The organism is Actinomadura geliboluensis, from assembly GCF_043197915.1.
Taxonomy (GTDB): domain Bacteria; phylum Actinomycetota; class Actinomycetes; order Streptosporangiales; family Streptosporangiaceae; genus Spirillospora; species Spirillospora geliboluensis.
The window spans coordinates 249725-261611 of record NZ_JBICUA010000009.1 but is presented as its reverse complement, the minus strand read 5'-3'; the positions used below and the strand labels follow the sequence as shown (position 1 = coordinate 261611).

Here is an 11887-nt window from a genome sequence, read left to right as displayed (position 1 = left end):
TGGGTTGCGTGACGCCGGAAGCCGCTTTCGTCACGCCGCCCCCTCGATGTCGAGGTCAGGCACGCCGAGCGCGACCATGTCACGGATGTCGGAGTCGGAGACGTACGCCGCCCGCACCCGCACCGGATCAGGCGAGGTCTCCAGCCGAACGAACCCCACGCCCGCGCCGACCTCCGGAACGGACGAGATCTGATCGGCCAGGGCGCCACGGTCACGGGCGCCGTCGCCGAGCACCATGTCAACCTGCTCGTCCTCATCGAGGCGCAGGGCGATGCGGTCGGGGAACAGGTTGCGCAGGTTGTTGACCTCTTTGCGCGCGTCCTGCTGCGCACCGATCACGCAGTACCCCACCGAACGCCCCTGCGAGGTCAGCACCGCCAGCGCCGACTCGGCCCGCTTCCGCAGATCCCGTTCAGGGCAGTAGGCGGTCAGGAACGCCAGCTCATCCACCACGATCACCCGGAACGGGAACTCATGCGAGGGCGTGAACGACCGCGTCACGCCCGCGAAGCGTTCGGCGCGCGCGTTCATGTCCTCGGCCGCCGTCTCCAGCAGCGCCACCATGCCGCCCGACTGGTCGGAGGAGTACCGCCCGTACCGCTCGAACAGCGCCCGCCCAAACGACAGTTCCATGCGTTTGGGGTCGACCGCCCACACCTCCACCAGCCCCGCGAGCATCAGAGGGAGCAGGGCGCGAATGATGGACCAGATGACCGAGCCCTTGCCGGCCCCCGTCGCCCCCGCAATCAGCACATGCGTCCCGAGCAGCCGCAGCCGCCACGGCGAACCGTCCTCGCACCGTCCGATCACCAGCCTCGCTAGGTTGACCGCGGAGCCGTCCGGGACGGGAAGCGCCGGTATCGGGACGGCCAGGGCATCGCGCCGGACGAATTCCAGCCAGATGCGGCCCGGACGGTCCCCGTCCCGGACCCGGACCAGGGACGCGCTGAACCCGTGCGCGAGGTTGACCGCGACCCGTTCCCACGCGTCCGGAGCCTGCCCCTTGAGCATCCGGACGAGCACCCGATCCGAGGTAGGACCGCAGCGGACCCGCACCAGGGAGGGCAGGTACTCCCGTCCGCGATGCATCTTGGTGAGTCCAGCGGTGACGAGGACGGGTTGCCAGTGCCGCCGGTACACCGCGACCAGCCGCCACCGGGCACGGGCCGGACGAGCGACCCAGCGGACGAAGGACGGACGGTCCACCCCCGCCCACACGCCCAGGCCCACGGCGACGAGGGCCAGGACCAGGACGGGGACGAGCCACCCGAACCGGACGCCGAGCCAGCCCAGCCCGGACAGGACCGACACGGGGACGATGTTGCGGACCAGGAACACGACCGTCCGGACCAGCGCGCGGACGAGGTTGACGAGCAGCACCAGGCCCTCGGGCATGTGCCACACCGGAGGCGCCCACTTCGGCGCGGCGAACGGGTCACGCTGCGCTTCAACCGCGACGTTCTCGCCAGGTGCGAGCTTGCGGAACTCCCAGGCCATAACCTGGACACCTCTTCTCTTCTGTGCTGTTGGAGAGCGAGAGAAGCGGGGCGGCCGGAGGTACCAGCTCCAGCCGCCCCACCCAGAACTCAGCCGGAGATGACGCGCGGGAACTCGTCCGACAGCGACCGCGACCGGCACACCCGGCAACCGGCGTCACCGCAGAACCGGGCGAGGGTGTGAGCCCAGCGCACCGACCGGCGCCGCTCGGCGACATCAACCACCAGCCGCAGCCCGAACCCGCCAGCACCGGCCAGCACGACGAGGGCGAACGCCAGCATGCCGAGCGTGTTCATGCCGCGTCCCTGGCAGCCGCGCCGCTGTCCTTGCCCGAGCGGCCTGCGCCGCCCTTGAAGTTGGCCGGACGGACCGCCGACGCCTTGAGCGAGTAGGCCAGACGGCCGGTACCGGAGTTGACGTAGGGCGTCACCATCAGGCCGTCGAACTCCACCGGCACGAACGGGAACCCCGCCGGAGCCTCCGGCACGACCGGCTGAACCGGTCCGGTCAGCTTTACCTTGAACGTGCCCTTGGACTCCGGGTCGGCGTCCAGGACCTCCACCGCCCAGACCAGTTCGCCGGTGTCCTTGTCCCGCGCCTGAACGAAGTTCTCGCGGGTCGACCGGTCGAAGTCCCGCACCGGCTCCACACCGCCCTTGACGAACGCCCCGAACGGGAACACGTCCCCGAACGCGACCTTGAACGGACCCTGCACCGCCATCACGAACCACCTTCGTTTGTACACCCGTCCACTTGTTCGGACGTGTGCATGTACATGGAGTGTACGTCGCTCACTCGACCGAACAAGCTCGGGAGAGAGTGACGTGCATCACATCACGGGCATGCGGGTCAATTCGGGACGCTGTACACGTCTTCCAGTTCATGCAGCGACCCCGGCATCACGACCTCAACCACGAACCGCACCACGTCGGAGGCGTCGTGCACGCCCGCCAGCATCGACAGGACCGGCTCAGAGGTCTTGATCTCCAGCAACTCGGCCTCGTCGCCGGCGGGAAGCCGCGCGGTCAGCCGCTCGGAGATGTGATCCACCCGCAGCCCCTTGACCGACCGCAGGTGATCCCGCAACCCGACCGGCAGCGCCGTGTCCTTGTCCAGGTCGGTACCGAACACCAGCTCAGGCGGGAACCAGCACGTCACCAGATCAGAGGCGATCCCGTCGCGGACCGTCAGCGATCGCCGCGCCAGCACCCGCCCACCGTCGAGGCCGAGCAGTGCCGCCACGCCCGCAGGGGCGTCGACCTGGCCGACGTCGACCAGCCGCACACCCGGCAACGTCTCCGGACGGTCCAGCAGCGCCAGCCCCCGGCGACCGGCCCGCACGTCCGAGGCGGGACGACCTTTGACGAACGAGCCGCGCCCGTGCTCACGGGTGATCCATCCGTCCTGCTGGAGCATCTGCAACGCCCGCACCACCGTCGTACGTCCCACCGCGAACTCACGCACGAGCTGTGATTCCGAGGGGAGCATGGAACCGGGCGGGTAATCGCCGTTCTCGATCCGGCGCCGCACCTCCAGCACCACCCGCGCATACTTCGGAGGCTCGAACTCCAAGCTCGACATATCAACCACCTAACTACTGTCACACTCGACCGCATAAGTGCACCTCACGGCACTGTAGCGCCCCGACACCCGCACGTCACGCCCCCCGGAACCCGCCGGCCCGGACCGTCCGACCCCCGGACAGCAGACCGGGCACCCAGGCCCGATGCCCGAGTGCCCGGCCCTGTGACCGCCATCGCCGTTCACCTCGGCCACGGCCACCCCCGCGCGTTGACGATCGCCTCCCGCAACTCCCGCGGATCCAGCGCCTCCACCAGCCGCACATCACGCTGAACACGCACCATCGCCCACCACGCCCCCGTGGCCTGCCCGTACCAGGCCACCACCCCGGAGAACTCCCGCTCCACCTGCGCCGCCACCGCCCGCCGACTCCGCTCGTCCGACGCCGACACCCACGACACGCCCATCACCCGCACCCACCCGACGAACCGGACGAGCCGCAGGAGCCGGACGAGGCCGCAGACGGCGACGAGGCCGGCGAGGGCGGCGAGGCGGCGAAGGGGACCGCGAGAACCCGCGCGATCCGGGTCACCGCCGTGACGATGTCGGCGACCGGGCACAACGGCTCCAACTCCGGCGGACAGTTCCGGGTCGGCTCCGGCCACACCCAGTACCACCAGAGGACCCCGTCCCGGCGACGGCACACCACCTCCTGCCGCAGCCCCGGCGCGAGCACCTGCCCGCGCGGGTCGCCGGGGTCGGGTTCACCGGCCGGGTTGTGCACCCGCACCACGCCATGCCCCCGCACCTCGGCCACCAGGCCGCGCCGCTCCAGCTCAGCCACCAGCCCCAACGCCGCCGGACGCCACGCGCCATCAGCCCGAGACCTCACCGACACACCCACAGGGCACCACTCCCAGACAGGAAAGAGAGCGGGACCGGCAGGGACGAGCGGCCACAGGGACGACCTACCACCCCGCAAGCGCAGCCGCACCGCCCGGCACGACCACGCCACAGCCGCCACGAGATCCCCCACCGGCCCCGCAGCCTTGGACGAACTACGCCGCACACGCCTCACGCGACGGCGCACACCAGCGACACGGCACCCGCACAACCTCCGGCCCCGAACCCACCGGCACCCCGACCAGCACCGCCCGCCGCGGATGAACGAACTTCCACCCACGACCGCCGCAGTGCCCGCACTCGCTGCTCGCTTGCTCGTCTCGCATGCGACAAACACTCCCGCGCCGCAGCGTCCTACTGAAGGCCGCACATAGGACTCTTTAAGGACGTTACGAGGACGCAAGTCGGGGTTAGACACGTCACAGCGTCCGCTCGGTGCCCCTATGGGCGCTAAAGTCGGACCCGTAGAGGACTCACCGTGGAAGGAACGACGATGCCGCGCCCAGCAGGTAACACCCGTCTCAAGGCAGCCCGGCAGCACGCCGGGTACGCATCCCAGCAGGCGCTAGCCGACGCCATGACGGCAGCCGCCCCGCTGCTGGGCTTGGGCAACATGCAGATCAGCGCCCGCCAGATCCGACGTTGGGAGTCGGCGTCCCCGCCGTGGCCCCGCGCCGACCACCAACGCCTCTTGGTCCACGTGCTGCAACTGCCCGTCGAACAACTCGGCTTCACCCCGCCATGGGAGACATCGGACACGTCGGCCCCCTCACGGCCGAACCCCACCACGCCCGCCGTCCCCAGCCAGGGCACCGGCGCCGCACTCCCACTCCCGAAGGCCAACGCCGCCGTCCAGCCGCCCACGGTCGGAGCCGACTTCTCCGCCATCAACGGCGCACTGCGACGCCTCTACTTCTCCGTTCAGCCCGCCCAGCTCCACCCCACCGTGGTCGAGCACACCAAACTCGGCACGCAGCTCCTCGCCGAGACAACCGGCGTCCCCCGCACCATCCTCGCCACCGCACTCGCCGAGTCCCTGCTTCTGGTCGGCCGCATCGAGTTCTTCGACCTACGCCAGCCAGACGACGCCGACGCCTCATACGTCCGAGCCCTCCAGGCCGCCGGCGAAGCCAACGATCCGCTATTGGGCGCGGCGATCCTGGCTCACGCCGCGTTCATCCCCGGATGGGACGGCCGACGCGACGAGGCCGCCGAACGCATGCGCGCCGCCCGCACCTACGCCCGACGCGGCACCGCCCCCGCCGAGTTCCTGGCATGGCTGGACGCCGTCGAGGCCGAGTGCGAAACCCGATGCGGACACCCCCGCGAGGCCCTACGCCTCATCGACCACGCCGAACACCTGCTCTCCGAAAGCACCGGACAGCCGGCCCCCGACTGGTTCAACTGGTTCTCGCCGATCAGCCTCGCCTCTTTCAAGGGCGACACCCAGCTCAAAGCCGGTCAGCCCGCCCAGGCCAAGGCCACACTCCTCGGCGTCCTGGAGGCGATCGGCGACACCAACGCCAAACAACGCGCCGTCATCCTCGGCGACCTGGCCGCCGTCGAGGTCGCCCAGCGCGACCCCGAGGCCGCATGCTCCTACGCCGAGCAGGCCCTAGACCAACTCGCCGTCACCTGGTACGCCACCGGCATGGACCGCGTTCACGACGTCCGCCGCGCCCTCCAGCCATGGGCCGACACCGAATGCGTCCGCCGCCTGGACGACCGCCTGTACGGATGGCAGACGACCCTCAGCGCTCTCCAGCGTTGAACTCAGCGATACGGCCCGGAAGCTCGGCCAGCGAATCAATCCGCATCGTCGGAACGCGGTCGGCTTCCGGGTCGTCCTGCTGAATGATCCCCCACGGCCCCCGCCGGATCAGCGCAGTCCGCAACCCCGCCGCAGCCGCGGGCATGATGTCGTTGTCCAGCCGGTCACCCACATACAGCACCTCACCGGCGTCACACGGCGCCGCGTCCACCACGCACCGGAAGAACCCCGGATCAGGCTTGGCCACACCCCAGTCATCCGACGTCGCGATCATGTCGCTAGGCAGATCCAACGACCGCAGGATCCCGCCGGCCCGCACCGTCTGATTCCCCGCGATCCCGACCCACAGCCCATCACCCCGCAACTTGGCCAGCGTCGGACGCGCATCCGGGTACAAGTCCTCTTCCCCGAACGTCTCAGGCCGCCCCACCTCGGCCCGCTCCTGCCGCTGCTGCGTCAGATCGAACCCCGGCGCGAACACCTGGAACGTCTCCCGGTAGTCCAACCCCCGAGCGATCACCGCCCCGAACATCGCCGAGAACGTATGCCGAGGCACCCCCAACCAATCAGCCCACGTCCCATACTCCCGAGTCTCGTTCACCAGGCACTCGCCCACATCGAACACCACAGCGCGAATCATGTCACCCACCCTACGGGCGGCCCGATTGCGTCCAGCGTGCCCCCAGGACGGCAGCCATCACCGCAGAATGAAGCCCTTCTCCACCTCTTCGCCTCCACCGTGCCCGGCGTGTCTGGTGCTGCCGCCGCTCACGTGGGTGGAGCATAAACATGCCCTCTTAGTATGAATAGATGTCCGGCCACTCTCCTAGATCAAGTTCAACTCGCGCAGGCATGAACTCCATGCATTTGGAAAACAAGTCATCTAGTCCAGCGGATCGCATTTCTTGCTGAAGAGTCTCAAGGAGTTTCGGTAGATACTTGACATCCCCACTGGCGTATTCAATTTGGGCGTAAGTCAGCGTGTTTGACGTCCAGTCCGTGAGTCGTTGCGCCTTGCTGATCCTCACGTTCAACACCCGGTTAAGTAGGGCCTTAAGACTATGCTGGTCACTGTCTATCTTCGGCCACAGTAGCTTGGATGCCACCTTGGTGCATCTAATGTTAGATGGCTCGGCCTTCCATGCGTGCGCCATGAAGCGCAAATCGAAGATAGCATGGTGAAATATCTTCGGTACGCCGGGATCGATAAGTAGTTGCCGCAGATAAGTGGGTACCGTTGATGAGATTTGCGTAACGATAACACCTGTCTCGGGGGCATATATCTGGCAGGTGCCAATCTTTTCCGTACGCCAGTCCAGGCCAGATGTCTCGATATCCCATGCTATGCAGTCCGATCCGCGCAGGAGTTGGAACGCACTCTCTGAGATATCACCTTTTACGATGACTGCTGACATTAGTGGTAACCCTACCTAGGCTGGGCGACATACATCGCGCAACGCCGAAATTTCATCATATACGAACTGGAAGAGCGAACCGCCAGCTTTGCAAATTAGCGTAGGCACCCCAGGCTGGCGCCGTCTACTGTGACTGTACAACGTTATAACGGCCGTCGAATCGAAGCGATAGAAACTGAAGACGGAATACGGTGGCCGATAGTAAACCGTCACTTCGGCTCCGCCTGGTTGGGCGAGCTCCTGGAAAGCGGCCCGCGTCTCTTCAATTTTTTGGCGCAGACTTGAGAGATCGGATCCGAACTTTCGAGCGAGAGCCTTGAGTTCGGTCGCATCCTCAGGGTCGGGCAAGTAGACGTGAATTCGGGCATCTGGGCGCCTAGCCACTTCCCGGAGCTGCGTTAGATGCTGGTTGCGCCACGTTTGCCCGTAAGCAACAAAAATATCGAGTTTAGAGACGCCGGCAAAATAGCTATCCCAATCAGGGTCGGCTACATAGTTTGTTCCTATGCCGACTAGTCCTGCCGTCTTCACGTCTGCGCTCATTTCAAACTTTTCGTGCATCTCGTCTACGAGAGCGCGCTTTCCTACGAGCTCCCAGAGGATTCCAAGAGCGACAGCGCCGATGAGCGCCCCTCCTACCCCGTTGACGAATGCCTGGATGCCTTTGTGGCCCGACCATAGACTCTCTCGACCGCCGAAAAACAGCGCTGCTATCCCCAGCCCAGCCGCGACTATCGCAGCGATGACTACGTTGAGGGTGGTGATCTTCCAGTAAGGGCCTCGTGATGATGGCACCTGTGTCTCCTCTGCACAGTCCGGAGGGTATGCCGGGGGTCTGACACTATCGCTCAGGCCCTCAGGCACCGAGGTGCCGGAGACAAGGTTGCCCGTGCTGAGCTTGCCGAATTGGGCTGTTTAGGATCAAGGGGCGGCGGCGCTCAGGCCGCTGCGCGGCCCCGCGCCAGGCCGCCCGGAGCGTGCGGCGTGGGCGCCGGTCACCGGACGGCCGCGCCGGGCCGCGCATCGCGACACCGCCGCCCCGTCCGCCAGCCGCCGGCGATCACGGGGTCCGCGCCGCCGCCCAGACCACAGGTCATCACGCGTGGCCGAGGTGCTTTCTTGCCTCCGGCGGGGGCACTCCGGCTCCGGGAAGCAGGAGCTGAGCCCGTGACGGTCACCGAGGGTTGAGGTAGGGCCTGAGCTTCCCGTCTGCCGCCGTCCCGATCGGAGATCTACCAGACCAGGGCCAGGGGGTGAAGGTCGTTCGTCCAGTGGGGCGCTCCACCTTCACCCCCTGGCCCTGGCCCGGCAGCGCGGAGCGCGGGACGACGGCAGACGGGAAGCTCAGACGAGGTGAACTCTGCGCGCTTCGCGTCGTGGCAGATTCAGGTAATGCGATTTTTTTTGAACAGCTAGGGCACCGGGCGTTGCACCTGTCACTGCAAGTCCTACGAGAAGTAGGCCCCGCATCAGCTCGGAGTCGGCCCAACCTGCCAGCGCCGAGAGCACGGCCATCAATGCGCCCAGTACTGCCAAGCCTGTTCCCTGACGGCGGTCGCGTTCAGGAGTCACCAAGTCTCCAGAGGTCGGGCATGTCTGCGGATCAGACGCTCGGCTTAGCTGAAGGGTTCCATGACAGCCGTGACAGCAACAGCAGCGGACGCCGCCGCATGCGATCAACCCTCCACACGAGGCCACCATGACGGAACAGACGCGCCACCTTGGCCATGATCGAACGCAGCTACGCCGCTACCCCAACCACATGATGTCGATGATGCGCAGCGTCTCAGCCTCGTCGTCGACCAGCAGCGTGAGCATGCCCTCGCCGTTCGCGCCGAAGAAGGCATGTCGGACGGCTGTCTGGCCTGGCCGTTCCGGTACCGCGTCCCACGGCGTTTCCAGGAGGTCGAGGAGGCGCTCAAGTAGTGGGCCATCGCGAACTTCGTTCGGAAGCCCGTTCAGCTCGTACAGCGCGCGTCCGTGGAAGCCGTCCCAGCGGTACGTCACACCCGGCCTTCCCAGCCCGGAGGGGTGTAGCGAACGAAGGTGTCTTCCCTGCCCTGTAGGGCGTCCTGCACCGCCTCTTCGTATCCGGGACGGTCATAGGCGATGGCCCGCAGGCGCCACTGCCGAAGAAGGGTCTGGACCTGCTTGAAGCGCGCCAGGTCGTGGGCGGCGTCGAGCGCCTCGTCATACTCGGCCCGGAACTGGTCACGATGCGCCGGCGGGAGCGCATCGAAGATCGCAGCCGGATCCTCGCCAGGATCGCGCGGCGCGGTCGGTTCCTCGGGCTGAGCGGTCATGGCGTCCAATCTACCTGTGAGCCGCACGCCGCACTGAGACTCCCGCGGAGCAAGCAGCCGCCCCCGACCAAGATCCGGAGCATGTACGGAATGATCTTGCGGTGAGCACCGTCCCGCCGGAGAGTACGCGCAGGTGAACGAGGGTGCGGAGCCGCCGGAGATCCTCGGCTTCTAATCCGACGGTCGCGGGTTCGAATCCTGCCGGGCGCGCCACACCCTGACCTGCATGGACGCCCTCCCCAGGGCGGGTCGGCCCAGAGCATGTGGGGCCGGACTGGGGCCGACCTGGGGCCCGGACACTTCTACGCACACCGGAACATCCCAACGTAGCGGCTTGGGTAATAGCGCTGCGCCGCGGCCGGGCAGCACCTACCGCGCACCGACCGTACCGTGGCCGATGCGTCCGGTTATCCAGTTAGCCCTCAACTCGAAAACAAGGACGGGGAGCCCCAGGCTCACGATTACCGAACGGCGGCGGATCCGCCGTTCGCGTATTCAGCAGCGTTACGGCCGGCCGAGTTGACGCGCCGGATGCGTCATCGGCGCCGGTGTCAGGGCGGTGCCGCTCTTGCGGCGTTTCCGGTGGCCAGTGTCTCGTCGGCGCACCCGGTTGGTACCGGGCACCAGCCGCCCCGCCTTCAGCACGTGCTTGGCGGTCTTCTCAGCCGCACGATGAGCGACCTCAGGCAGCACCGAGGTGTAGGTGTCGGCAGTCAGAACAATGCTGGAATGACCCAGCATGTCCTGCACCACCTTCAATTCCACCCCTGCCGCCAACGCCAGCGTCGCCGCGCCATGACGTAGGTCGTGCAGCCGGATCGGCGGCAGCCTGTGCTCGGCGACCAGTCCCTGGAACAGTCGGGTTAGCCGTTCCGGGGCCAGTGGGTCGCCGTTGGGAGCGGTGAACACGTAGCCGCTGTCGCGGTAGTCCGCCCGCGCTTGCCGCCGTTCGCCGCGTTGTCGTTCACGGTGTTCGCGCAATGCGGTGACGGTGGTGCGGTCCAGCGCGATGACGCGGGCGCTGGTGGAGGTCTTGGGCGGGCACGCGGTCAGGTAGCCCTGGTGCTGCTGAATCTGCTGGGAGATCACCGCGACCCGCTGGTCCAGGTCCACATCGCACCACCGCAGCCCAGCCGCCTCTCCGCGGCGTAGCCCCCGCAGTGCGATCAGGTGAAACGCCGCATATAGCCGGTGCTCCCGGATCGCTTGCAAGAACTCGGCGGTCTGTGCGGCCGTCCACACCGCGACCGGCGATCGCTCCCCCGTCCGCTGCCAGTGCTCCACTCTCGCCGCGGTCCACACCATCGCACGCGGACGCCGCGCCACCGGCAGCTTCACGCGAGACGCAGGATTGTCGCTGATGAGCCCCTGCCGGATCGCGGCGTTCAACGCCGTGCGCAGCGTCGCCCGGATCCGGTTCAACGTCGCCGCCGACAGCGGCGCGCCGCGCGCATCGTGCTGGCGGGCGATGCCCGCGAACATCGCCTGCAGGTGGGCCACCGACAGCTCGGCCAGCACGATGCGCCCCAGGTACGGGGCCAGGTAACGGCGGACATGGCAAGAGTAGTTTTTGATCGTGGACGCCGCCCTGGCACGAGTGGCCAGCCACTGCGCCAGCCACTCCCCTACCGTGAGCAGACCACCACCCGCCCCGCACGACCTACCTAGCTGCGCCAGCGCCTCCTCAGCCGCCTTCCGCGTGGCAAAACCGCCACGGCGGATCCGACGCCGCCGCCCATCCGCACCCACCGGCAACTCCAGCCGGACATACCAGCTCCCATGCCGGTGACCGGCCCGCAGCTTCAGACACTGCGCGCCCAACGCCTTCCCCGACTGCTGGTCCACACAGCCACAACGGCGGTACACCCCGCCAGGACCCTTGGTAAGCACCATGCCCGCCATCTACACAGCCGACGAAGAGGGCGACCGCTGAATTCAGAGAACTCAAGCCTGGAGGTCAGGCACACCTCACTTCAACAAACCCGGTGGGTTTCAATGCCGACCGCCCGGGGACGATGAGCAGGCGGCCGCCGAAGCGGTCGAAGAACCGTCCGACGCCCGGGCCGAGCAGCCCCATCGCCAGCCCGCCGGGCATCACCAGCAGGCCAGTCTCCAGCAGGCTGAGGCCACGCAAGTTCTGCAGGGAGATCGGCAGCTGGATCATCGAGCCGAGCATCGCTGTGAAGCCGAGCGACACCAGCAGCAGGGACAGCGAGAAGTTGCAATGGCGCAAGGATGCGCAAGTCCATCAGTGGGGTGCCGTGGCGCTGCAGGCGCAGCCGGCGCACCGCGAAGACTTGCGATGAGGACGGCCCCGGCCAGGACGATCAGCGCGGGGGCCGTCGAGCCGCCCGTGCCGAACCGGCTCAGCCCGTAGACGAGGGAGCCGAACCCGGCGGCCGCGGCGGCGACGCTGCCCCGGTCGATGACGCCGGGCCGCGCTTCCCCGACGGTCTCCAGCCGCGCGGAGGCCGCGC

At 67.5% G+C, this 11887-nt stretch carries 14 protein-coding genes; 1 reads left to right on the top strand and 13 read right to left on the bottom strand.

The genetic code is table 11. From position 1 onward, the window contains the following. Positions 1-30 precede the first annotated feature (30 nt). The 6 genes from ACGFI1_RS28360 to ACGFI1_RS28335 form a co-directional block, all read right to left on the bottom strand. The gene (locus ACGFI1_RS28360) at positions 31-1497 is read right to left on the bottom strand and encodes an FtsK/SpoIIIE domain-containing protein (RefSeq protein WP_392789532.1); all 1467 of its coding nucleotides are present in this window, start codon (positions 1495-1497) and stop codon (positions 31-33) included. An 89-nt stretch (positions 1498-1586) separates the two neighbouring features. Beyond that, entirely contained in the window at positions 1587-1793 is a 207-nt protein-coding gene (locus ACGFI1_RS28355) for a hypothetical protein (protein WP_392789529.1), read from the bottom strand. Beyond that, a complete protein-coding gene (locus ACGFI1_RS28350; protein WP_392789527.1) occupies positions 1790-2218 on the bottom strand; it encodes a plasmid replication, integration and excision activator in 429 nt (142 codons plus the stop codon). The genes ACGFI1_RS28355 and ACGFI1_RS28350 overlap by 4 nt, the downstream gene beginning before the upstream one ends. 128 nt (positions 2219-2346) lie before the next feature. Next, positions 2347-3078, bottom strand: a complete 732-nt coding sequence (locus ACGFI1_RS28345; protein WP_392789524.1) for a GntR family transcriptional regulator — start codon at positions 3076-3078, stop codon at positions 2347-2349. A 182-nt stretch (positions 3079-3260) separates the two neighbouring features. Further along, entirely contained in the window at positions 3261-3485 is a 225-nt protein-coding gene (locus ACGFI1_RS28340; protein WP_392789521.1) for a hypothetical protein, read from the bottom strand. Continuing rightward, positions 3485-3862: a hypothetical protein gene (locus ACGFI1_RS28335; protein WP_392789519.1), complete on the bottom strand. Its 378-nt coding sequence runs from the start codon at positions 3860-3862 to the stop codon at positions 3485-3487. Before ACGFI1_RS28335 ends, ACGFI1_RS28340 begins: the two co-directional genes overlap by 1 nt. 636 nt (positions 3863-4498) lie before the next feature. On the opposite strand from ACGFI1_RS28335, the gene ACGFI1_RS28330 reads away from it, so the two are divergent. Next, on the top strand, positions 4499-5692 hold the full coding sequence (locus tag ACGFI1_RS28330) for a transcriptional regulator (protein ID WP_392789517.1): 1194 nt from the start codon (positions 4499-4501) through the stop codon (positions 5690-5692). Here ACGFI1_RS28330 and ACGFI1_RS28325 read toward each other — a convergent pair. From ACGFI1_RS28325 to ACGFI1_RS28295, 7 genes are all read right to left on the bottom strand, one after another. Then, positions 5673-6332, bottom strand: a complete 660-nt coding sequence (locus ACGFI1_RS28325; RefSeq protein ID WP_392789515.1) for an HAD family hydrolase — start codon at positions 6330-6332, stop codon at positions 5673-5675. The two genes, ACGFI1_RS28330 and ACGFI1_RS28325, sit on opposite strands and share 20 nt — an antisense overlap. A gap of 157 nt (positions 6333-6489) precedes the next feature. Beyond that, positions 6490-7107, bottom strand: a complete 618-nt coding sequence (locus tag ACGFI1_RS28320; RefSeq protein WP_392789512.1) for a ribonuclease D — start codon at positions 7105-7107, stop codon at positions 6490-6492. A gap of 15 nt (positions 7108-7122) precedes the next feature. Continuing rightward, complete coding sequence (locus tag ACGFI1_RS28315) at positions 7123-7902, bottom strand: hypothetical protein (protein WP_392789510.1); 780 nt, start codon at positions 7900-7902, stop codon at positions 7123-7125. Positions 7903-8856: 954 nt separating this feature from the next. Then, complete coding sequence (locus ACGFI1_RS28310) at positions 8857-9114, bottom strand: hypothetical protein (protein ID WP_392789508.1); 258 nt, start codon at positions 9112-9114, stop codon at positions 8857-8859. Then, complete coding sequence (locus ACGFI1_RS28305) at positions 9111-9410, bottom strand: DUF6247 family protein (RefSeq protein ID WP_392789506.1); 300 nt, start codon at positions 9408-9410, stop codon at positions 9111-9113. Before ACGFI1_RS28305 ends, ACGFI1_RS28310 begins: the two co-directional genes overlap by 4 nt. 504 nt (positions 9411-9914) lie before the next feature. Then, a complete protein-coding gene (locus ACGFI1_RS28300; RefSeq protein WP_392789504.1) occupies positions 9915-11255 on the bottom strand; it encodes a tyrosine-type recombinase/integrase in 1341 nt (446 codons plus the stop codon). Between the two features lie 112 nt (positions 11256-11367). After that, positions 11368-11643 carry a hypothetical protein gene (locus ACGFI1_RS28295; protein WP_392789502.1) on the bottom strand — a complete coding sequence of 92 codons (276 nt, stop codon included), beginning with the start codon at positions 11641-11643 and terminating at the stop codon, positions 11368-11370. Between the last annotated feature and the right edge of the window lie 244 nt (positions 11644-11887).